Annotated in this window: 16 protein-coding genes; 2 read left to right on the forward strand and 14 right to left on the reverse strand. The window is 66.1% G+C overall.

From position 1 onward, the window contains the following. Positions 1 to 51 precede the first annotated feature (51 nt). The 11 genes from ACZLHH_RS19150 to ACZLHH_RS19200 form a co-directional block, all read right to left on the reverse strand. Positions 52 to 1767: a BatD family protein gene (locus tag ACZLHH_RS19150; RefSeq protein ID WP_180844176.1), complete on the reverse strand. Its 1716-nt coding sequence runs from the start codon at positions 1765 to 1767 to the stop codon at positions 52 to 54. After that, positions 1764 to 3602 (reverse strand): tetratricopeptide repeat protein, encoded by a 1839-nt coding sequence (locus ACZLHH_RS19155; protein ID WP_049400750.1) that lies wholly within the window; start codon positions 3600 to 3602, stop codon positions 1764 to 1766. The genes ACZLHH_RS19150 and ACZLHH_RS19155 overlap by 4 nt, the downstream gene beginning before the upstream one ends. Then, on the reverse strand, positions 3599 to 4603 hold the full coding sequence (locus ACZLHH_RS19160; RefSeq protein ID WP_049400749.1) for a vWA domain-containing protein: 1005 nt from the start codon (positions 4601 to 4603) through the stop codon (positions 3599 to 3601). The genes ACZLHH_RS19155 and ACZLHH_RS19160 overlap by 4 nt, the downstream gene beginning before the upstream one ends. Continuing rightward, the gene (locus ACZLHH_RS19165) at positions 4600 to 5049 is read right to left on the reverse strand and encodes a DUF4381 family protein (RefSeq protein WP_180844175.1); all 450 of its coding nucleotides are present in this window, start codon (positions 5047 to 5049) and stop codon (positions 4600 to 4602) included. Before ACZLHH_RS19165 ends, ACZLHH_RS19160 begins: the two co-directional genes overlap by 4 nt. Further along, positions 5046 to 5975 (reverse strand): DUF58 domain-containing protein, encoded by a 930-nt coding sequence (locus ACZLHH_RS19170; protein WP_049422629.1) that lies wholly within the window; start codon positions 5973 to 5975, stop codon positions 5046 to 5048. The genes ACZLHH_RS19165 and ACZLHH_RS19170 overlap by 4 nt, the downstream gene beginning before the upstream one ends. Positions 5976 to 5983: 8 nt before the next feature. After that, positions 5984 to 7009 carry an AAA family ATPase gene (locus tag ACZLHH_RS19175; RefSeq protein WP_032127852.1) on the reverse strand — a complete coding sequence of 342 codons (1026 nt, stop codon included), beginning with the start codon at positions 7007 to 7009 and terminating at the stop codon, positions 5984 to 5986. Positions 7010 to 7181: 172 nt separating this feature from the next. Continuing rightward, complete coding sequence (locus tag ACZLHH_RS19180) at positions 7182 to 9158, reverse strand: type IV pilus secretin PilQ (RefSeq protein WP_180844174.1); 1977 nt, start codon at positions 9156 to 9158, stop codon at positions 7182 to 7184. Between the two features lie 21 nt (positions 9159 to 9179). After that, positions 9180 to 9686: a pilus assembly protein PilP gene (locus ACZLHH_RS19185; protein WP_010484064.1), complete on the reverse strand. Its 507-nt coding sequence runs from the start codon at positions 9684 to 9686 to the stop codon at positions 9180 to 9182. Between the two features lie 26 nt (positions 9687 to 9712). Next, positions 9713 to 10369 (reverse strand): type IV pilus inner membrane component PilO, encoded by a 657-nt coding sequence (locus ACZLHH_RS19190; RefSeq protein ID WP_049400744.1) that lies wholly within the window; start codon positions 10367 to 10369, stop codon positions 9713 to 9715. Further along, positions 10366 to 11280, reverse strand: coding sequence for a PilN domain-containing protein (locus tag ACZLHH_RS19195; protein WP_180844173.1), 915 nt, complete (start codon positions 11278 to 11280; stop codon positions 10366 to 10368). The genes ACZLHH_RS19190 and ACZLHH_RS19195 overlap by 4 nt, the downstream gene beginning before the upstream one ends. Continuing rightward, complete coding sequence (locus tag ACZLHH_RS19200) at positions 11280 to 12338, reverse strand: pilus assembly protein PilM (RefSeq protein ID WP_010484061.1); 1059 nt, start codon at positions 12336 to 12338, stop codon at positions 11280 to 11282. Before ACZLHH_RS19200 ends, ACZLHH_RS19195 begins: the two co-directional genes overlap by 1 nt. Before the next feature lie 219 nt (positions 12339 to 12557). On the opposite strand from ACZLHH_RS19200, the gene ACZLHH_RS19205 reads away from it, so the two are divergent. Together ACZLHH_RS19205 and ACZLHH_RS19210 are read left to right on the forward strand one after the other, a co-directional pair. Beyond that, positions 12558 to 14981 carry a penicillin-binding protein 1A gene (locus ACZLHH_RS19205; protein WP_132810710.1) on the forward strand — a complete coding sequence of 808 codons (2424 nt, stop codon included), beginning with the start codon at positions 12558 to 12560 and terminating at the stop codon, positions 14979 to 14981. Between the two features lie 356 nt (positions 14982 to 15337). Then, positions 15338 to 15982: a hypothetical protein gene (locus tag ACZLHH_RS19210; RefSeq protein ID WP_012511978.1), complete on the forward strand. Its 645-nt coding sequence runs from the start codon at positions 15338 to 15340 to the stop codon at positions 15980 to 15982. Positions 15983 to 16263: 281 nt separating this feature from the next. On the opposite strand, the gene ACZLHH_RS19215 is transcribed toward ACZLHH_RS19210, so the two are convergent. The 3 genes from ACZLHH_RS19215 to ACZLHH_RS19225 form a co-directional block, all read right to left on the reverse strand. Further along, a complete protein-coding gene (locus tag ACZLHH_RS19215) occupies positions 16264 to 17007 on the reverse strand; it encodes a hypothetical protein (protein WP_107432127.1) in 744 nt (247 codons plus the stop codon). Positions 17008 to 17076: 69 nt separating this feature from the next. Beyond that, positions 17077 to 22572, reverse strand: a complete 5496-nt coding sequence (locus tag ACZLHH_RS19220; RefSeq protein WP_180844172.1) for an ESPR-type extended signal peptide-containing protein — start codon at positions 22570 to 22572, stop codon at positions 17077 to 17079. Between the two features lie 60 nt (positions 22573 to 22632). Then, positions 22633 to 23340 (reverse strand): pilus assembly protein, encoded by a 708-nt coding sequence (locus ACZLHH_RS19225; protein WP_107432129.1) that lies wholly within the window; start codon positions 23338 to 23340, stop codon positions 22633 to 22635. Between the last annotated feature and the right edge of the window lie 15 nt (positions 23341 to 23355).

Consider the following 23355-nt stretch of genomic DNA (forward strand, 5'->3'; position numbering starts at 1 on the left):
GTTTCCTCAAAAAATGAATGCACTCTAACAAAGCGCGCAAGCGGCGCCGGTTCAGGTTCGCCGCGGCGGATACAGCGGCGCCAGGCCAGTGTCAGCGGTCTTTGCTGCCGCCGACCAGTGCGGTCCGTCACGGAAGACCTCGCGCAGACGCGCGCGCAGCGAGGCCAGGTCGCCCTGCCCGCCCCATCGGGCCTGTTGCAGCTCCTGCAGCACCTGGCGCTGGGCCGGGTCATCGAGCCGCGTGATCACCTGCTCGATGCGTTCGACACCGGCCATCGCACACAGCTGCGCTTCCACCTGATCAAACCCTTCACCATCCAGCGCGCGGCGCAGTTCGGCCACGCCGGCACGTCCAGTCGCCACAGCCGGCACAGCGCCCTTGGCCGCCACGGGCGCCGCCACGCGCGGGCGACGGCCTCGCTGCCAGCCCCACAACAGCGTCAACAGCCACAGCAACGCCAGGCCGATGGCGGCGCCCATCCACGGCCATGGCCGCTCGGACAAACCACTGGCGCGCGGATCGGTCGCCGCGATACGGCTGTCCTGGCCATCGCCATCCGGCAACGCCGCATCGGTGTCGATCGGCGGCAGCGGTGCAGGTGACGCACTGCCAGCCCCGTTACCGGCCACCACGGCCAGCGTCAGGTCCGGCAGCTTCGCTTCCTGTGCCTTGCCATTGCGCACGTCCCACCACGGCAGGCGCGGCCCCGGCACCACCAGCGAACCCGGCTGGCGCGGCACGATCGAATAGCGGCGGGTGATCTTCAGCCGCGGCGTACTGCCATTGAAGGTCTCTTCGTACTGCGCAGGTTCTGCGAACACCTGCGCGGCGTTGCCGACGTCGGGCACCGGCAGATCGGTGAACTGCGCGCGGGTAGCGCCTTCGGCAATCGCCTCCACCACCACGTTGGCCGCCTCGCCGGTACGGGCGCTGGTCGGTGCACTGGTGTAGCGCAGCTGCAGGCCCTGCAGCGGCAGCCATGGCTGCGGCGCCTGTGCCGGTTGCGCCTGCACCTGCAACGTGCGGTCCGCGCCAGTGGCATTCATGCGCCCGTCGCCGCCGCCGAAGAAATCGTCGAAGAAGCCACCGGCACTGCGCCCGCTGAAGCGCGCACCGGCCAGCCGAAGTGCACCGCTGCGCTCGGGGATCAGCAGGAAGCGCCGCTCGACCACGTTGTAGCGGCGGCCATTGACCTGGCGCACGTCGGTGCGGTCGTCGCCCACGCGCTGCAACGACGCGCCGACCGGTGTATCCAGCACCAGTTCGCCGGAGGCCAGCTGCGAAGCGAAATACAACCGCACCACCACGCCTACGCTCTGCTGCACATACGGTGTCTCGTCATCGACAACGGTTTCGATGAACGCCACCGCATTGCTGTCGGGACCGGCCACGGCAGCGGCATCCACCTGCAGGGTCAACGGTGCGGTACGTACGCTGCCCACCTGCAGGCCCGGCACCACCAGCGCACCGCTACGCCGTGGCGTGAGTGCCACGCCATACAGATTGCGCTGCTGCATGCTGCCATTGCTCCACGCTACCTGGCGGCTGCTGGTCTGCCCGCTGAGGTCGAAGTCGGTGCGCAACGGTGTGAAGTCAGGGGCGCCCTGGTCGCTCTCGACATTGAGCGTGACCGTGTCGCCCATCGCGATGCGGTCGCGGTCCAGCCACGCACGCGGCTGCGCCCAGGCCAGCAGCGGCAGCCACAGCAGCAGCGCCGCCAGTACCTGTCGGGGCCAGTGCCCGTGCATGTTGATCGCCCGCGTCATCGCCCTTCCCTCTTCCTGCGTTCGTTTTCCAGCTGGAACTTGGCCCGCAGCAATGCGCCCGGATCATCCGGCACGCGCCGCATCCACGCCTCCACCGCCTGCTGCTCCTCGCGTTGGCGTGGGGTGGTGCCGTCGCTGCCTGGCACGGGCTTGCCATCCTGATCGCCTTTGCCCTCACGTGCCTGCTGCATGGCCTGCTGCATGCGCTGGCGCTGCTGCTCATCAGCCTGGGCCTGCGCCTTGGCATCCTCCACCTGTGGCGGCGCCTGCTGTCCATCGCGGCCGCGCTCGCCGGGCTGCGGGCTCGACTGGTTCTTGTCGTCACCGGGATTGGGCTGGCCCTGCTGACCCGACTGCGGCTGTCCCTGACCGGGATTCTGCTGGCCCTGCTGCGGCTGCTGGCCCTGCGGATTCTGCTGGCCCTGTGAATCGTTCTGCTGCTTCTGCTGCCCGTTCTGCGGTGGCTTCTGCTGATCCTGGCCTTTGCCACCCGACTGCTTGCGCTTGCGCGCGGCATCGACCACGGCACGGTTGGCGACCGCATCGGCCATGCCGGGATGCAGTGCCAGCGCGCGGTCGTAGGCGGCAATGGCTTCGTCGTAGTTGCCCTGGCGGGCCAGCGTATTGGCCAGGTTGTACCAGCCCGCATCGCTGTCGATGCCCTCGAACTGCTTGCGGGCACTGGCGAAATCACCGTTGCGGTAAGCCTGCGCACCTTCGGCCAGACGCTGGTGCTGCACCTGGTCGGCGCGCTTCCACAGCGTGCCCTGCGCCGGCGGTGCGGCCGGCACCGCAGGCGCCTGCGCCTGCACATCACTCATCCATGGCAACAGGCCCACCGCCAGCACCGCCGCCAGCAGCGCGCGGCGACGGAAAGCGAGCAGCGCCAGCAGCATCACCGGTGGCAGCAGCCAGAACCCTTCATCACGCCATTGCTTGCCCTCGCCGGGCCGCTGCGCCGCAGTACCCTCGCGTGCATCAAGTACGCCCAGCGCACGCAGATCACTGTCATCGGTGGCGATGCGGGCATAGCGGCCTCCGCCTGCGGTCGCCACCGCACGCAGGCTGCCTTCATCCAGCGCGGCCTGGCGGATCTGCCCAGTGCCATCCCGGTACGCCGCACCGGCAGATGTGCCCAGCCCCAGTACCGACACCTGCATGCCGAGGCTGCGCGCCTGCGCTGCGGCCAGTGCCGCTTCATCATCCGCCTGATCGCTGACCAGCAGGATCTGCCCCCGCAATGCCCCGATCTGGCGCATCAACCGCGTCGCCCAGTCGATGCCACGGTCGGCGCGTTGTCCGTCGCGCGGCATCACATCCGGCGACAGCGCGTCCAGATACAGCGCGACGTTGCTGCCGTCATCGGTCAGCGGTGCCACGGTGTAGGCATCCTCGGCATAGACCACCAGGCCCACCTGGCCACCCTGGCGGGCACGCAGCAGCTCGCCCACTTTCGCCCGAGCCTGCAGCAGGCGCGACGGCGGCAGATCGGTGGCATTGATCCGGCTGGACAGATCCAGCACGACCAGCAGCGGTGCGCTGGCCTGGAACATCGGTTGTGCCTGCTGCCGCCAACTCGGCCCGGCCATGGCCAGCGCTGCCAGGGTCCAGCCCAGCAGCACGGCCCAGGGCAGGCGTGCACGGCGGCGCGTGCCCGCAGCCAGCAGATGCGGCAACAGGTGGGCATCCACCGCTGTTCGCCACACGTCGCTGCGCCGCTGCCGATACAACGCCACAGCGATGATCAACGGCAGCGCCAGCAACGCCCACAGCCATTCCGGACGCAGGAAGTGCAGCGCGTTCCAGTCAGGAAGATTCGAAGCAAGCGCGATCATCGGCGACGCTCCGGCCACAGCCAGGCCAATGCGCCCAGCAGCAAGGCCAGGCCCAGCGCCCATGCATAGCGTTCCTCGCGCGGTCGCAGGCTTGGTCCCTTCGCAGCGATCGGCTCGAGCCGGTCCAGTTCGGCATAGATGCCGGCCAGCTGTGCAGTGTCGCGGGCGCGGAAGAACTGGCCGCCGGTCATGCTTGCGATCTTCTTCAAGGTGGCCTCGTCGACCGGATCCTGGTCGGCGGAAATGGGAATACCGAACAGGCGCATGCTGCCATCACCGCCAAAGGCGACGGTGTGGATACGCACGCCCTCGGCACGCGCGACTTCGGCGGCACGCAGCGGTTCCAGCACGCCGGCATTGCTGACGCCGTCGGTCAGCAGAATCAGCACGCGCTGGCCTTCAGGCTGGCTGCGCAGGCGCTTCACCGCCAGGCCGATGGCATCACCGATGGCGGTCTCGCGCCCGGCCAGGCCGACCACGCTGTCGCGCAGCTGGTCGCGCACGCTGGCCAGATCGGCCGTAAGCGGCGTCAGCGTGTAGGCGCGGTCGCCGAAGATCAGCAGGCCGATGCGATCACCGGCACGACGATCAAGGAAATCGGCCAGCACGGCCTTGGCCGCGGTCAGGCGATCCACCGCCTGCCCGCCCAGCACCATGTCGCCCTCGCCCATGCTGCCGGACACGTCCATCGCCAGCATCATCTGCCGGCCCTCCTGCGGCGGCGTGATCGCTTCACCCAGCTGTTGCGGGCGAGCCAGTGCGACGCACAGCGCGCACCAACCCAGCCACAACAGCAGCGTGCGCAGCCACGACACGTCAACGCGGCCGCCACCGGACAGCGCTTCCAGTTCCGTCGCCGCATAGGGCACCCGCAGCGCAGCGCCGGGATCGGCACGACGCTTCCACCAGCGCATCAGCAACGGCAATGGCAGCGCCAGCAGGGCCAACGGCCACGCCAGCTGCAGGTCCGGCCATGGCCAGTAACTTGCCAGCAGATTCATCGGCGCCGCTCCAGCAGCATGGCCAGATAGCGCTCGCGCGCCCAGCGGCGTACTGCGGCCACCTCGTTGACGTCCACGCGTGGGCGATAGGCACCTTCGGCCAACAGGCTTCGGCGTGCTTCCGGCAATGTGCCCTGCGGATCCACGCGCTGCCACCAGGCGTCATCGCGCAGGGATTCACTGCCGGGCTGCGCCTGGCGTGCGGCGCGACGCAGCAGTCCGGCGATGGCTGCCAGTTCCGCAGCAGCATCGGCGGTGGATGCCAGCTCCTGATCGAACAGCTGCAACCAGCGTTGGCGGCGACGGCGACGCTGCCACCAGAAGAATGCAGCCACCGCCAGCAACAGCAGCACCACGCCGCCGATCATCAGATAGCCCGGTGCCGGCGGCCACCACGATGGAGCGGGGGGCACCTGCACATCGCGCAGCGGCAGGTTCGCATTCATGCCGGCACCTCGGTCGGGGATGGCGCCAGCCAGGCATCACTGGGCGCGTCGGTGGACAGCACCTGCACATCGACGCGGCGCGCTCCCAGCTGGCGCCGCAGGTCCTGCAGCGGTTCAACGAAATGGGCCTGCCAATGAGCCTGGACCTCGCTGCGTCGCAGGTCGAGGCCGATGCGCTGCTGCAGGGTCTGGAACTGCAGCGCGGCTGACGGAGGCTGCAGTTCCAATGGATCCACCAGCAGCACCAGACTGAGGTCGTGGTGCTGGGCCAGCGCACTCCAGCGCGCCGGCGGAATACGGATGGCCTGCTGCGGATCGGCCAGCACCAGCACACGTGCACCCGGGCGCAGGACGCGACCGGCATGGTCCAGCGCACGTTCCAGGCCAAGGTCATCGGCCGGGGGCTGCGCATACCAGCGGGTGAGCGCGTCCAGCACGCGCAATACGCCGCGCGGGCCGCCTGCCGGTGCAATCGGTGGTTCACGGTCGCTGCCACGCAGGGCGCCGATGCGATCGCCCCGACGCTGCGCCGACCACGCGGCGACGGCGCCCGCGCGTGCAGCCTGCACCGATTTGAAGCGCACGCGGGTGCCGAAGTACAGGGCCGGCGAGGTATCGGCCACGATCAGGCTGACCCGCTCGCGTTCGGCCTGGAACAGCTTGGTGTGGGCACGACCGGTCCGCGCGGTCACCCGCCAGTCGATATGCCGTGCATCATCACCGGCCACGTACTCGCGTGACTCCGCATATTCCATGCCACGCCCGCGCAGCGGCGACGGCGCCTGCCCGGCGTTGCCGGCACGGCCACGGCGTGGCGGCGGCGGTCGCTGTGCAAGGCGGCGCAGCGCCACCAGTTCGGACAGTTGCGGGCGCAGCCCGTCACCGTCACTGACGGAGGAGGCGTGGTGCAGGGATGGATCGGTCATGCGCAGGCTCAGGGTGCCGGCACCCGGGCCAGCAGCTCCTGCACCAGGCGTTCGCCATCCCAGCCTTCAGCGGTGGCTTCATAGCTGGGCAGCACGCGATGGCGCAGCACGTCGGCGGCAACCGCACGCACGTCATCGGGGGTGACGAAATCGCGGCCAGCCAACCAAGCGCGCGCGCGTGCACAGCGTTCCAGCGCGATGGAACCGCGCGGGCTGGCGCCCCAGGCAATGCGGCGGCCAAGGCCAGCGTCATAGCGCGACGGATCACGCGAGGCCAGCACCAGCTCGATCAGGTAGCGTTCCAGCGCCGGCGCCATGTGCAGGTCCAGCACTTCGCGGCGGGCATCGAACACATCCTGCATCGGCAGCTTTTCCGGCGCTTGTGCGGCTTCGCCCAACGCACCACGGGCGCGCTCGCGGGCCAGGCGCAGGATCTCCGATTCGGCGGCCTGGTCCGGGTAGCCGATGCGCACATGCATCAGGAAACGGTCCAACTGCGCTTCCGGCAGCGGGAAGGTGCCTTCCTGCTCGATCGGGTTCTGCGTGGCCATCACCAGGAACAGCGGCGGCAGCGCGTAGGTGTGGCGGCCCACGGTGACCTGGCGCTCGCCCATCGCTTCCAGCAGTGCCGACTGCACCTTGGCTGGCGCGCGGTTGATTTCATCGGCCAGCAGGATCGGATGGAAGATCGGGCCGGGTACGAATTCGAAGCGGCCTTCCTGCGGGCGCCAGATCTCGGTGCCGGTCAGGTCGGCCGGCAGCAGGTCCGGGGTGAACTGCACGCGGGCGAAGTCGGCCTCCAGGCGCGAGGCCAGCGCGCGGATCGCCGTGGTCTTGGCCAGGCCCGGAGCGCCTTCCACCAGCAGGTGGCCATCGGCCAGCAGCGCGATCAGCAGGCGTTCGACCAGCGCGGCCTGGCCGACGATCTCGGCCGACAATGCGTCGCGCAGCTGGCTGAAAGCGGCATGCAGGCGGGAGGTGGCCGGCGCGGACGGCGGCGAGACGGTTTCGGGCATCGGCGGTGGCAGGTTCATGGTGGCCTTTGACCGGCGCGGGACGGCACGGGTTCCCGACATCATCGCAGGGTGCCCTGCGAATGGCATCAAGAACGGCTGAACGGCCCATCCATGCATGGCGTGGATCTACGGGCGGAAACGCAGAAGGGCCGCGCAGGGCGGCCCTTCTGCGTTTCGCGGAGGCGCGGGCTCAGTTCTGCTTGGCCACGCGCAGCACCTTCGGGGTCACGAACACCAGCAGCTCGGCCTTGTCCTTGTTGCGGCCGCGCTTCTTGAACAGGTTGCCCAGGAACGGCACGTCGCCCAGGAACGGCACCTTGCTGATGCTGCTGCGGTCGGTGAACTCGTACACACCACCGATGACCACGGTCTGCCCATCCTCGACCAGCACCGCGGTGTTGACCTCACGGCGGTTGATCGACGGTACCGTGCCGTAGCCCTGCAGTTCGATCAGGCGGTCGACTTCGTCCTTCTTCACCTGCATGTTGAGGAACACGCGGTTGTCGTTGGTGATGGTCGGGGTCACCCGCAGTTCCAGCACCACTTCCTTGAACTGCACGTTCGGGGTGGAACCGGCGCCACCGGCAGCACCGGTGCCGCTGATGGTGACGTAGCCGATTTCCTTGCCCTGCTTGATCATCGCCTCGCGCTGATTGGTGGTGACCACGCGCGGGTTGGAGATCACCTCACCCCGCGACTCTTCCTGCATGGCCGACAGCTCCACGTCCAGCAGGTAGCCTGCGTTGAGGATCGACAGCGCCAGCGAACCCGGATTGCTGGCCGTAGCCACCGGCAGGTTCCAGTTCAGGCCACGCTTGATGGTCGGGCCGCTGGGAACCGGCGCCGGGCCGACGCTGCCACCGGCCTGCCACTCACGGACCGCCTTGGCGTTGGCCAGTGCGGTATCGACCTGCGACTTGCGGGTTTCCTCGTTGGCAGCGAGGCTGCCGCTGAAGTACACGTTGTCGCGGCTGCCGCTGATGCCGAACTTCGCACCCAGCTCGCGGGCGAAGGTGTCGGTCGCGATGACGATGCGGCTTTCGATCAGCACCTGGTCGACCGGGCGGTCGATCACGCTGATCAGCTCGCGCATGCGCGCGATCTTCTTCGGAATGTCGCTGATCATCAGCGTGTTGGTGCGCTCGTCCGCAACGATACGGCCACGGCTGGACAGGAAGCCACTTTCTTCCTGCGATGAGCCACCGCCGCCGCCCCCGCCTGCTCCACCGCCACCGCCACCAATGCCCTTGGCCTCGGTCAGCGCTTTGAAGATCTGCGTGGCGCTGTGGTAGTTGATCTGGACGTAATCGGTGACCAGGTCTTCGCGGTTCTCGATGGCGATGCGCGCGTCTTCCTTCTCCTGCTCGAACTTGGCCAGCTCAGCCTGCGGAGCGACCCAGATCACGCTGCCATCGCGACGCTTGTCCAGGCCCTTGGCACGCAGCACGATGTCCAGTGCCTGGTCCCACGGCACGTTGACCAGGCGCAGGGTCACATTGCCCTGTACCGAATCGGAGGCCACCACGTTGAGATTGGATTCCTCGGCGATCAGCTGCAGCACGGTGCGCACCGGCACGTCCTGGAAGTTGAAGGTCACCGGCTTGCCGGTGAAACCGCGCTGGCCGACGGCCTTGGCAGCCTGGGTGACGCTGCCGGCGGTGACTGCACCGACAGCGGCCGGCGCCTGCCGCGGGCTGATCTCGACCACGTATTCGTTGCCGCTCTGGTAGGCCAGTGATTCGACCGCACCGCCGGTGCTCAGCACCAGCTGGGTACCGGCACCGGACGGCTTGGCGTCGATGCGCTGCACCGGCGTGGCGAAGTCGGTCACGTTCATCGGCTTCTGCAGGTTGGCCGGCAGTCGGGCGTTACCGACATCGACCACCACGCTGTTGCCCTGCGTACGCAGGTCCGGAACCGCGCCCTGGCCGTCGAACTGGACGATCAGGCGCCCGGCGCCATCATCGCCGCGCTTGAAATCGATCTTGGCCACCGACAGGCCGGCCGGCGCTGCCGCCGGTGCCACGGTGGCGCCCACCGGCTTTTCCGCCGGTGCGGCGGCCAGCGCCGGAGCGCAGGCCAGCATCAGCGCGACTCCCAACGCGCTGACACGGTTCAAGGTAAAGCGCCGGATGGGACGCAGCCCCTTGGCTTGGTGAAAGGTCATCGTGCTATCCCCAGTAAACGATCATTGATCTTCAAGCGAGAGCGTTGCCGGCCGTTCCAGCCAGCCACCCGCGCCATCCGGCACCAGTTCGATCAGCTCCACGTGGTCTTCGAAGACCGCCGTGACCCGCCCGTCGCTCTGCCCCAGGTAGCCGCCCGGGCGTACCCGGTAGGTCACCTTGTCCGGCCCCATCACCAGCGCCACGGTGGCGGCGCCGGTGCCGATGGTGCCGACCATGTCCAGTGCGTCCAGCGGGAAGCCTTCCAGCGGCTCCTTGCGCCGGTTCGGATCCGGACGCAATCCGCCATTCCCCTGCTGCGGATTGGTCCAGGCATCGGTGAACGGGTCGCGCAGACCCTGTGCGGAGTATTCGAAGGTTTCGAACTGCTGCATCACCGGCAGCGGCTCCAGCGGCTGTGCCGGTCGCGCACGCTCGCCTTCCACCCACTTTTCAAGATTCGGTGCATCACCCGGCGTGCTGGTCACATCGCGGCCGCATGCGGCCAGCATCAGCACGACGGCAGCCATCCCACAACGCGCAAAGAGGGAACGGATCACTTCTTCTCCTCCTTGCCGGCGTCAGCCGCCTGCTGTGCCTGCACCTCGGTCTCATCCAGATAGCGGTAGGTCTTGACCGTGCCGGACAGCTCCAGCGCACCACTGCGGGCGTTGCCGCTGGTCTTGTCCTTGGGCTTGAGGTTGATGTCGTGCATGGTCAGGATGACGACGCGCGGCAGCGACGCCACGCCACTGACGAAGGCACCGAACTGGTGGTAACTGCCCACCATGCGCAGCTTGATCGGCTTCTCGGCGTAGAACTCCTTGACCTGCTCCTGCTCCGGCTCGAACAGCTCGTTGGTCAGGCCGCTGGACAGCGCAGTCTGCGAGATGTCGATGATCAGGTCCGGCATTTCGGTCTTGCTGGGCAGCTGCCGCAGCATCTGCTGCAGCACCTGTTCCATCTGTGCCAGCTGCTGCTTCAGCGGCGCCAGGTTCACCGCACGCTCCTGCTGCTTGGTGAACTCCGAACGCAACTCGACTTCCTTCGATTCCAGGCCGGCCAGCTCCTCGCGCTTGCCACTGATCAGCAGCATCCACGCCACGAACATGATCACCAGCGCCAACAGCGAGCAGAAGACGATCTTGGCCTTCTGCGGCCAGTTGCCGATGTCGTTGAAATCCAGGTTCTTCAGATCGATTTTCTGGCTCATGCGCGATCCCCCTGCAGCGGGGCGTTGAAGGCCTGCGGCGGCTGCGCCAGGCGGCTGCCCTCGGGCTTCGGCGCAGGCTTTGCAGCCGGGGCTGCCGGCTGGTTCGGCGTAGCCGGGGCCGGGGTGGCAGCAGGTGCGTTGACCGGCGCGGCGGCGGGAGCGGGTGCAGCCGGTGCAGCCGGTGCAGCCGGTGCAGCAGCAGGCTGGCCGGCGGCCGGTGCAGCAGGTGCCGCTGCATCCGGGCCGGCTGCAAGCGGTGCCACTGCGGGCGGAGCCGGCGTTGCCACCGAACCATCGGCGTTGAGGCCTGGCGTGCCGGCCACTTCCTCACTCTGTGCCGGCAGCTTCACCTTGACCACGAACACATAGGGCAGCGCCTTGATGTCGGCCAGCGGGCCCACCTTGCCGTCCTTGTCCTTCTCGGGATCACGCGCTTCGATGATCGACAGTTCCGGGTTGGTCATCCAACCGGAGGTCTCCAGGTTGCGCATGTAGGCCGAAACACGGGCATTGGACTGGGTACGGCCTTCCAGGGTCAGCACGTCGCCTTCCTGCTTCAGCGCGGTCAGCACCAGGCCATCGGGAATCGTGCGCACCAGCGCATCGAACAGGTGCACCATCTGCGAGCGCTTGGCCTGCAGTTCCTCGATCACCTTCTTGCGGGCCAGCAGGCGTTCCTTCTGCGCGTCGAGGCGGTCGATCTCCTTGTTCTGTTCCTTGACCTTCTCGATCTCGGCTTCCAGATAGGCGTTGCGGTCCATCTGGCCGCTCACCTGGCGGTCGTAATAGAACCAGATCAGCAGCGACAGCAGCAGGCCACCGATCGCGGCCATGCCCAGCATTGCGTAGAACTCGCGCTGGCGTTGCTTGCGCCGTTCGGCGCGCCAGGGCAATAGATTGATGCGTGCCATCAGTCGAAGCTCCTCAGCGCCAGACCGGTGGCGATCATCAGCGCGGGGGCATCCTGTGCCAGCGCATGCGCGTTCACCTTCGGGCCCAGGGTCATCTGCGCCAGCGGGTTGGCGACCACGGTCGGCACGCCCAGCTGTTCTTCAACCATTTCCGGCAGACCGCCGAGCACGGCGCAGCCGCCGGCCAGCACGATGTGATCAACGCGGTTGAACTCGCTGCCTGCATAGAAGAACTGCAGCAGGCGGCTGATCTGCTGGACCGTGGCTTCCTTGAACGGCTCCAGCACTTCCATCTCGTAGCTTTCCGGCAGCCCGCCCTGGCGCTTGGCCAGTCCGGCTTCCTCGTAGCTCAGGCCGTAGCGACGCATGATCTCGTCGGTCAGCTGCTTGCCACCGAACACCTGTTCGCGGCTGTACAGGCTGCGGCCGCCGCGCAGGACATTGAGGGTGGTCATGGTGGCACCGATGTCGACCAGCGCGACCACACCCTCGATGGATACCGGCAGCTCGCTGGCGACCAGGGCATAGGCGTTCTCGACCGCGAAGGCCTCCACGTCCATCACCTTGGCCTGCAGGCCACCCAGCTCCAGCGCCGACTGGCGCAGTTCCACGTTCTCCGAACGCGACGCCGCCAGCAGCACCTGGACCATCTCCGGGTTGTTCGGGATCGCCCCGATCACCTCGAAGTCCAGGTTCACTTCCTCGATCGGGTACGGAATGTAGTTGACCGCTTCCAGCTCGATCTGGGCTTCCATGTCGTTCTCGTCGAGCTCGGCCGGCATCGGGATCACCTTGGTGATCACCGCCGACCCAGCGACGGCGGCAGCGGCCAGCTTGGCCTTGCTCCCCGAGCGGTTCATCGCGCGGCGGATGGCCTCACCCACGGCCTCCACTTCCACGATGTTCTTCTCCACCACCGCATTCGGCGGAAGAGGTTCCACAGCGTAATGTTCCACACGAAAACGATTGCCACTGCGGGACAGCTGCAAAAGCTTTACCGCAGTCGAACTGATGTCGACGCCTACAAGCGGCGACTGACTTTTTGGGATGAGCCCCACGGTTTCTCCCCTGCCGACGGGCACTTGGACGCAAGACCTGCGCCCGAGCATTAATAACGTATTCTTAGCAAATGGCAACGGCCCTGCTGTGAAGTCCCTCACGGATTCACCATGCAGCCCCTGACTGTTCCCCTTGCGCTCCCCGGTGCCGACCCCAGCCGCCACCTTGCGTAATCTATACTCTGCGACCACGAAATTCGCAATCGGAATCTGAACCCGATGACTCGACTCCGCCGCTGGCTGCGCTGGATCTTCCTGATTGTCCTGGTCCTGGCGCTGATCGGCGCGGCCGCCGTGGGCGGTCTGTACTACGCCGTGTCCTCCAAGCTTCCCGACGTGCAGACCCTGCGCGACGTGGAAATGCAGGAGCCCATGTACGTCTATGCCGCCGACGGCAAGCTGATGGCGGTGTTCGGCGAGACCCGCCGTACCCCCATCACCATGAAGGACGTGCCCGAGCGCCTGAAGCAGGCGTTCCTGGCCACCGAGGATGCCCGCTTCTACGAGCATGGCGGTGTGGACTACATGGGCATCGGCCGAGCGGTGTGGCTGCTGGCCACCACCAACGACAAGCGCGTGCCGGGTGGCTCCACCATCACCCAGCAGGTGGCCCGCCAGTTCTTCCTCAGCTCCGAGTACAGCTACACCCGCAAGCTGGCCGAGATCCTGCTGGCGCGGAAGATCGAGTCCGAGCTGAGCAAGGACGAGATCTTCGAGCTGTACCTGAACAAGAGTTTCTTCGGCAACCGCGCCTACGGCGTGGCCGCCGCCGCCGAGTTCTACTACGGCAAGAAGCTGAACGAGCTGGACCTGGATGAAATGGCCTCGCTGGCCGGCATCCCCAAGTTCCCGTCTTCGGGCAACCCGATCTCCAACCCGGAACGTGCCCGCCAGCGCCGCGACAACTATGTGCTGCAGCGCATGGCCGACCTGAAGTTCGTCAGCCAGGCCGAGGCCGACGCGGCCAAGGCCGTGCCGATGCACGCCACCGCGCATGAACCGCCGGTGCAGGTCGATGCCCCCTACGTGGCCGAGCTGGTGCGCCAGGAAATGATCGCCCGCTTCGGCGGCGATGTGGTCAACAAGGGTTACCACGTCACCACCACCATCGATGCCACCCTGCAGACCGCCGCCAACCAGTCGGTGCGCGACGGCCTGCTGCTGTACGACCACCGCCACGGCTGGCACGGCGTGGAGAAGCAGGTGCAGGTGGGTGCCGGCGAAGACGCCGCTGCCCTGGCCGAGCACCTGCGTGGCATGTACGGCCAGGCCGGCCTGCTGCCGGCCATCGTCGCCAGCACCGGTGCCGATGGCAGCGCAACGGTGGTGCTGGCCAACCGCAGCGAGATCGTGCTGCCGGCCGGCGCCGCCAAGTGGACCAACAAGACCCCGGGCAAGCTGGTGCAGCGCGGCGACATCGTGCGCGTGCGCGCCGGTGCCAAGGAAGGTGAGTGGCTGCTGGACCAGATCCCGCGCGGCCAGTCCGCACTGGTCTCGCTGGATGCCCACAACGGCGCGTTGAAGGCGCTGGTGGGCGGCTTCAGCTTCTCCGGCAACAAGTTCAACCGCGCCACCCAGGCCCGTCGCCAGCCGGGTTCGAGCTTCAAGCCGTTCGTCTATGCGGCCGCGTTCGACAAGGGCTACAACCCGGCCTCGATCGTGCTCGACGCCCCGGTCGTGTTCCGCGACCGCCGCGGCAAGACTTGGGCCCCGCAGAACGACGGTGGCGGCTTCCGCGGCCCGATGCGCCTGCGTGAAGCGCTGGTGCAGTCGCGCAACCTGGTCTCGGTGCGCCTGCTCGATGGCATGGGCGTGGACTACGCGCGCAAGTACATCAGCGAGTTTGGCTTCGCCGAATCGGAACTGCCGCCGAACCTGTCGATGTCGCTGGGTACCGCCTCGCTGACCCCGCTGTCGGTGGCCCGCGGCTACGCCGTGTTCGCCAACGGCGGCTCGCGCGTGGACACCTGGCTGATCGACCAGGTCAATGACCGCGACGGCAACCTGGTGTTCAAGGAAAACCCGGCACTGGCCTGCCGCGACTGCGCCGGCAGCAGCGACCAGCCGGTCAACCAGGTGGTGGACGGCTTCAACTTCGGTGCCCCGGCCCCGAAGGTGGACCCGGCTGCTGCCGCCAAGGCCGAAGCCAAGACCGAAACCCCGGCCGCGCCGGTCAACCCGGATGCCCGCACCGCCCCGCGCGCGATCGACGCCCGCACCGCCTACCAGCTGGTGTCGATGATGCGCGACGTGGTCCAGCGCGGTACCGGTGCCCAGGCCAAGGTGCTCGGCCGCGAGGACGTGGGTGGCAAGACCGGCTCCACCAACGACCACCGTGACGCCTGGTTCTCCGGCTTCGGCGGCCCGTACGTGACCACCGTGTGGGTGGGCCGCGACGACTTCCGCTCGCTGGGTTACCGCGAATACGGTGGCAAGGCCGCCCTGCCGATCTGGATCGACTACATGCGCACCGCGCTGAAGGACACCCCGATCGCGCAGAACGACCCGCCCAGCGGCATGGTCCAGGCCACCCTCAACGGCGCCACCGAGTGGGTGAAGGTGGAAGATATGGACCGCCTGACCGACTACGACCTGAACCTCAATACGCCGCAGGCCGACGCCGCCGCGTTCGATATCTTCTGAGGAAGGGTGCAGCGGGTGCCGCTCTGGTAGATGCCAACCTTGGTTGGCGCCCTGTGCCGACCAAGGTCGGCACCTACCAAAGCGTTGGTGGGTGCCAACCTCGGTTGGCGCCGATGCCGCCCCGGTAGCTGCCAACCTTGGTTGGCGCCCCGTGCCGACCAAGGTCGGCACCTACCAAAGCGTTGGTGGGTGCCAGCCTCGGTTGGCACCGACGCCGCCCCGGTAGTTGCCAACCTTGGTTGGCGCCCCGTGCCGACCAAGGTCGGCACCCACCAAAGCGGTTGCATCCGCCATACCCACGCAGATGTCACATCCGTGCGCTAGTCTGTAGCCAGGTCGCAACAGGGAGTCATCGCATGCATCGCGCCCGTCAGCATGCTGCCAGCCAGACCCGCGAGCGGCGCCACCGCCTCGCCCACGAAGCCGCCCGCCTGATGGCCGAAGGCGGCATCCGCGACTACCACCAGGCCAAGTTGAAGGCCGCCAGCCGGCTCGGCATCCACGACGATGCCTCCCTGCCCCGCAACACCGAGATCGAAGACGCCCTGCGCGAGTACCAGCGGCTGTTCTCCGGGCCGCAGCACGGCAACGAACTGCAGCGCCGCCGCGAAGCCGCGATGCGTGCCCTGGAGTTCCTGCACGGCTTCGCCCCGCGCCTGGCCGGTCCGGTACTGGACGGCACCGCCGACGCCAACAGCCCCGTGCAGCTGCACCTGCACAGCGACGACCCGGAAGCCGTGCACCGCTTCCTGGACGAACACGGCATCCCCGCCGAATCGCGAACACGCCGCCTGCGCATGGACCGCGAGCGTTGCCTCGACGTGCCGGTGTGGGTGTTCAGTGCCGAAGAGCTGACTTTCGACCTGGCCGTGCTGCCCTACGACGCCCTGCGCCAGGCACCACTGTCACCGGTGGATGAGAAGCCGATGCGGCGCGCGTCGGTGGCACAGTTGCGGCAGGTGCTGGCCGAAGCGGAGATCACCGCGTACATCGGCGGGTGACGGTAGCGCCGGTCCATGGCCGGCGAGCGCAGCGGTGCCTGCCTTGGGTGGGTGCGGACCGTTGGTCCGCACTGTGCTTCGGGCATTTCGATGGCTGACCGGAGAGCAGTCGAGCATGGCTCGACTCTACAGGGGCGCTGCACCCGTGTTTGGTAGGTGCGGACCGCTGGTCCGCACTGTGCTTCGTGCATTTCGATGGCTGAGCGGAGAGCAGTCGAGCAAGCTCGACTCTACAAAAGCGGTGTTACCTGCTCTGGCAGATGATGCCCATCTTGCTCCCGCTACCAGACAAAACGGGTATCGCGCAGCGGGTCGCTGAGCAGCCGCGGCAACCACGGTGCGGGGGCACGCTGCGGATACTCCCGCATCATCTGTGCGTGCATGGCCTGCAGGTCCCGCAACACCCAGGACTGGTAGTAGATGTCGTTGAACCCATCCGACCAACCACTCTTCACCCGCTCATGCTCGTCTGCCTCCAACGACGGCATCTGGTCCAACGACACCTCCAGGATCGTCGCCAGCGCCGCGTTGATCTGCGCATTCTCCACACCGGCCTGGCGCACGTAGTCCAACCGATCCAGCACCCGCCGACAATCGTAGGGAAAGCACCCACCTGTGGCGGTGATGTAGTCAGCGATGTCCGCCAGCATGTCGGCTTTCAGCCGCCACACCACTTCGCTGTCCATCACCTGCCGTACCCGCATCGTGCGCAGCGTGCTCGCCCGCACCTCCTCCGGCGTAGTGAACGGAGCACCCGGCGTGCTGCCCGCGTGGCGCACCAGCACGATGCGATGGATCGCCTCTCTGGTGACACCCTCGATGCGCAGCGCCGCTGTCTCCGGATGCACGCGCGGCGTCGGCACGCTCAGCATCCGCCACATGTACCACAGTACCAGCAACAGACCGGCGATGCACAGCCCGCTCATCAGCGTCCACAGATCCAGGTTCCGTGTGTAGTAGCGATAGCGCGCCCGCCAGATGTAGAACGTGCGATAGCTGATGATTCCCTTTACCCATCTGTACATCGCCATCTCCTGGGCGAGGACCCCGGCGCGGCGGGGTGGAGTACGCGCGTCACGCCGGGGCTCCATGGCTTACCAGCCGATGCCTACGCCGACGCCCATGCTGCGCTCACCGCTGTTGGTGAACGCCCCATTGAGGCTGAAGGTGGCCGAGCCCTTCTCGTTGAGCACGCGCTGGTAACCCACCGCCATGGCCGACTCACCCTCGCTGTAACCCACGCCCGCACCAAGGCGGTTGTAGGTGGCCAGGCCGGCGGTGTTCATCGCCATCGCCGTCTGCGCGCTGCTCATCGCCGCCATGCGGTTGAAGCGCTTGTCCATCTTGTCCAGGCGGCGTTCGAAGTTGCTGATCGCGCCATCGGTGTACTCGTTGGCGCGGGCCAGCATCTTCTCCAGCTCGGCGGTGTCGACCTGCGGCTTCGGCGAGTCGTCCTTGTTGGCCTTCGGCTGCGGTGCGGGCTTGTCGCCCTCGCCTACCGAGGCGACCTGCTGGGAGTCCTTGCCTTCCGGTACCACCGGAGTTTCCTCGGCCTGCGGCGTCGGCACAGAGGACGACGCCAGCGCACGCGGTGCCGGGGCCTCGTCGATGCGCTGCTCCAGCCCATCCATGCGGCCATTGAGCTGCTGCTGCATCGAATGCAGCTGACCACCATTGACCGCATCGCGGCTGCCGGCCGCGATCAGGCCGTTGGCAACGTTGGAGATGACCATGCCGTTGGCACCGGCGAGGATGAGCTGGTTGACACCGTCAGCGCGGACCGAGGGAGTGTCCTGGAAGACGGAACGGAGCTGGGTTTCGACCTTGTCCACGCGCGAGGTGTTGGTGGCGACCGCGCCATCCAGCGCCTCCAGTGCGCCATTCAAAGTGGACTGTGCCTGGCCCTGGACGTTGAAGTGCGGGCCAACGACGTTGCCGTTGGCATCGACTTCACCGCCGAGGGCGGAGAGTGCACCGCGCAGCTGACCGACGGTGGCGGCGTTGTGATTGGCGGTGCCGTTGGCGATGTTTACGAGGCGGCGCTTCGTTCCAACATTACCAAACGATACAACTCCTGCCTCGGTCGCATGAGAGCTGGTTCCGAACGCGATAGAACCGTGGGCTCCGGGTTCGACCCTTGATCCAACGCCGAACGCAATGGCTCCGATTGCACCCGGCTCGCCAGCCCTACCAACCTCAGCTCCAGTCCCAATGGCAAAGCTGGAATCTGAGCCTTCGTAGACAGTAGATGCTCGTCCGAGGGCAATTGAGTTTCTTCCCATTGATTTGGCGAATGTTCCAATCGCCGTGCCACCCTCAATGCCCGTCTTTGCCAAGTTTCCAATGGCGAGACCAGCCGGACCAGCCTGAGCCTGACCATATTCAGGAGCTGTGCCCACGCTGAGGTATTGACCGATGCCTTCCAAGGCCGACACACGGCTATTGGTCTTATAGAGCTGACTGCCGCGCACTACGTCCGAGCTATCAGCCGAAAGCTTCCCCTCAGCCACGCCAGTCAAACGCGCACCACCGAAGTCGATCGGGCCGTTTGCATCCATCTCTCGCATCGCCTGCTGCCCCATCTCCCGCTCCTTGCGCATCGCCTCCAGATCATTCCGATTCTGCGAGATCTTCTGCTCTGCGGCGTAGAGCTGGTTGCCCGTTACGGCATCACGGCTTCCTGGCGCCACCCGGCCATCGGCAAGATTGGTCAGCACCATGCCATTCACGCCAATCAGCGCGATCTGGCTCATGCCGTCGGCACGGGCCGAAGGTGAATCCTGGAAAATCGAACTGAGTTGACCTTCCACCTTGTCCGCGCGACGGCCAGCGGTGATGACGGCGTCATCGAGTGCGGTCAGCGCATCTTCGACAGTATTCTGCGTTCCATCCTGCACCGTGTAGGTCGGGGCGATGATATTTCCGCTGCCATCCATGCCTGCGCCGCCGCCGAGAGTGGCGAGGGAATCATTGAGCTGAGAAACGGTGGTGGCGTTGTGGTCGGCGGTGCCGCGGGCAACGTTGGTGAGCCGACGCTTAACCTCGTCGCTGCCAAATGACGCGGTATGAGCCTCATCGGCCACAGAGGACACCCCCAGAGCCAATGCACTAGTGGCACCCTTCTGCACAATGCTATTCGCCCCGATCGAGACACCACCAGCCTCCTGCACTGAAGCGAGAACGCCAAGAGCAAACCCATTGTCAGCAAGCTCATCCACGCGGGCAGCCCTCCCCAAAGCAACAGAATTCTTGCCGCGAGCAGCAGAGAAGCTACCTACGGCGACTGCCCCCTCACTTGAAACTGATGCCTCGGCGGAATCACCAATAGCGACACCGATCAAGCCTGCTCGCGCCGCACCTTGAGGCCCTCCCTTTCCGCTCGAAAAATAGCGAGAACTCTCGGCAAGCCCCTCAATTCTTCTCATAGCTTCATCTGCAGTGTTCCTCGCTCCCTGCGCAGACTGCTCAACAGCATGCAACTGCCCACCATTGACTGCATCGGCGCTACCGACATCCATCAAGCCATCCGCAACACCACTGATCTTCCGATTGGCATTCGTACTATTACGCACATCCAACGTCGTACCGCTGTTCTTCTCACCCAGGCGCACATTGCCAGTCGCGGATACCTGCGCCACCAGCCCACCCAACACTGCGGTCTCGGCCAGCGCCTTGGCTGCATCCCTCTTTGCCCCGCCAGCTTCCGTACCCGCAGACTTGGCAATGCCCTCCACCGTCGCCACCTTGTCATTGGTCGCGTTGAGCTGCCTGCCGTTGACGGCCTCATAGCTGCTGGCGCTGACCGCACCATCGGCTACGCCGGTCAGCTTCCGATTCGCATTCGCGCTGTTACGCACATCCAGCACGGTGCCGCTGTTCTTCTCGCCAACACGAACGTTGCCGTTGGCAGTGACTTGACCGACAAGACCCTTCAGCACTCCAGTATCAGCCAGTGCTGTGTCCGCGCTGACCTTCGCCGCGGCGGCTGCCGTCTGTGCCGCAGTCACGTTCGCGTTGGTTTCATGGAGCTGCTTGCCGGTCACGGCCTCGTTGCTGGTCGCGCTGATGGCCCCGTCGGCGACGCCCATGATCCTGCGGTTCGCATTGGCGCTGTTGCGCACATCCAGCTGCGTGCCACTGTTCTTCTGGCCCAGACGAACACTGCCATTGGCAGCGGTCTGGTTGACCAGGCCACCCAGCACCACCGTCTCGGCCAGTGCCTTGCCCGACTCCACCTTTGCGGCATTGGCGGTGGTCGTCGCGCCGTCAGCTGCTGTCTGGGCCTTGGTCACGGCCTGGTTGGTGGCATGAAGCTGGTTGCCGGTGATGGCATCGGTGCTGCCGGCGCCCACCGCACCATCGGCAATGTACTGGATCTTCCGCTTCCTGCTGGCGCTGCCCACCGATACCGAATTGGCCGAGGCCGTCACTGCACCTGCACCCAAGGCAACGGCATTCTCATGCGAGGCCTGAGCGCGGTCACCCAGCGCCACAGAGCTGGTGTTCGTAGCCTTGGCCAGATTGCCCAGTGCGCTGGCGAACTGCGCCGTCGCCTCGCTGCCACGCCCGAGTGCGGTGGCCTGGCTGGCGCCTGCCTTGCTCAGATAGCCAACCGCCGTAGCATGCTCTGCCTCGGCCTTGGCGTCGCCGCCTACGGCAATGGAGAAGTTGCCGCTTGCGTTCGCACGGAAGCCGGTTGCAACGGCGCCATTGGCGCTGCGGGTTCCGGCACCGACCGAGACACCCGCGTTCTGGTTGGTCACTTTGTTGCCGTCCGCATCCACACCAGCGCGCGCATCGTCGCCTAGCGCTACGCTACGGCCATTGTAGGCCTTGGCATTGTTGCCGAGTGCTGTACTGATACCGAAGCTGCCGTTCTCTGCGGTGGCCCCCCTGCCCAAAGCCAGGGTCGTCGCATCTATGCGGTTCGTGGCGGCCTGCGCAACTGATTTCACTGCGGCCAGCTCACCCGTGACATCGCCTGCGATCTTTTCCACGGCCGTGAGCCGGGTATTTGTCTGGAACAACTGGTTTCCAGTGATGGCATCGGTGCTGCCGGCACCCACCACACCATCGGCGATGTACTGGATCTTCCGCTTCCTGCTGGCGCTGCCGACCGAAACGGAGCTGGCCGATGCGGTCACCGACCCGGCGCCAATCGCAACAGCGTCCTCGTGACCTGCATGTGCACTGTTTCCAAGTGCCAGCGAATTGATGCCCGTTGCCCTCGCAAGATTGCCCACTGCGGTTGCGAACTTCGCCGTTGCCTGTGTCCCTCTCCCCAAGGCCGTCGTCTGCTGGGCACCTGCGACACTGGTTTTTCCAAAGGCGGTACTCAACTCCTCATTGGCGACGGCATCGGAGCCGATCGCAACGGAGAAATTGCCACCCGCAACAGCCTTGTGACCCATGGCAACGGCGCCGTGCGCACTGCGGGTGCCGGAACCTACCGAGACACCGCCTGAACTGCCATTGGCCTTGTTTCCAGCGACATCGACGCCGGCGCGCGCGTCATCGCCTAGCGCAACGCTCGCGCCGTTGTAGCCTTTGGCGTTGTTGCCGACTGCCGTGCTTGCGCCATAGGTGGTATTCGACTCTGCCAATGCCCCCTTGCCAAGCGCCAGCGCTGTCGCATCCACCCGATTGTTGACCGATTGCGCAAGGGTTTGGGTTGCAAACAGCTGCTTGCCGGTAACGGCATCCGTGCTTGTCGCACTCAAGCGCGCATCAGCCACGTTGACGATTCGTCGCTTGGTCGACGCGTTGCCAACGGAGACCGAGTTCGCCTCGGTCGCTTCAGAGTTGGCGCCGATGGCGGCCGATCCATCAGCCAGTGCCTTCGCATGATGACCGAGCGCAACGCCGCTGAACTCTGCACGCGAGTTTCCGCCCAAGGCGATTGCTCCCGAGTAGCCAGCGGTTCCCGCAAATGCATTCCCTCCGATCGCGATGCGGGACACACCCGCCGTGCTTTCAACTGTGCGGGCGCCACTACCTACTGCTATGGAGTTCTGAGCGTAGGCGCGAGCATCGTGACCGATAGCAGTGGTGCCGACGCCCGACGCAACCGAACTCGCACCCAGCACCGTCGAGTAGCCGCTTGTGGCTTCCGACTTGTACCCAACCACCACGTTCCTGTCACCCTTTGCAATCGCCTCATTTCCGAGGAGTACGCTCCCCTTCCCTGACAGCGCCGACGCGGTGCCGACGGCCACCGAACCCCAACCGCTGATGCTGGATCTCGAGCCCAGAATCATCTGCATGTCACCGTTGAGGGTTGAGTCTTTGTAGTAGGCATCATTGACGATGGCGCCTTGCACCACGATCTTGCGCGGTTGCGCAGCGAACAGCGAAGAGATCATGGGAGAGCTGGCCAGGAACCTGGTCACCTCTTCCTGAGGCTCTCCGTTCTCATACTCATCCTTCGGGCGCTCTTGGGCTGATGCAGACATCCCGACCGATGCAACAGCCGCCAGTACCAGCAACCGCGGCGTGGTCCGGGAGGATTTCCCGCGTGGACTGCTCAACTCGCTGCCCACCACCCAGCACTGCTTGGCCACGCTCCAGATACGTCGATAGATTCGATTCATGCTTGTTCTCCTTAACACCAAAGGGAAATGAAGCCCGCGCTTGCGCGGGGCGATAGAAGGTCAGGCGCTCGGCGCCAGGGTCGTTACGTGATCGCGATATCCGTCGTTGGACAGTCGGTACTGCAACTGCAGGGTGCTGCCCGGCTGGAGCTGGAACGGCAAGGTCAGCGCAGCGTCGGGGTAGAGACTTCTGGACAGCTCAAGCGGCGTGCACACGCCACCGGCGCTGCACTCGGCAGCACCGGTGATGCCCACACGCAACGTACCGGTATTGCGCAGGGTGTTGCCCTGCAATTGCAGATCCACGCTGCCTTTGGCGGGCACTACGTTCACCAGCGCGCCCCAGACCAGGCTGACACCAACGTTGGCCTGCGCCGCCTGTTCATCGCCTTCCAGGATCGTGCCGTCGGGGCCCTTTACCCCCTCGAAGTAGATGCGGTAGGCCGCCTCCTTCTCGACGGTCTGCAGTGGAATCACCCGGATCAGGCGATTGCCACCACCGCTGAGTGCGAACTTGCCGGGCGTGATGGCAATCGCCGCATCGGCAGCTTCCACTTCGATCTCTTCTTCACCCACCTGTGCCGGGTTGGTGATGCGCAGCAGGCGTGCCTGCACGTACTGCGGCTGGGTGGATTGCGAGTACACGCGGATCTTCGTGCCGTGCTTGGCATCCACCGCTGCGCGCATCGGATGAATGGACAGATTGGCGTGTGCCGGCGGGGCCAGCAGTGCGCTCAACGGCAACAGGCAGAACAGCAGCTTCTTCATGATGAGCCTCCGTGG

The sequence above is a fragment of the Stenotrophomonas sp. 28608_Sma genome, from assembly GCF_056486185.1.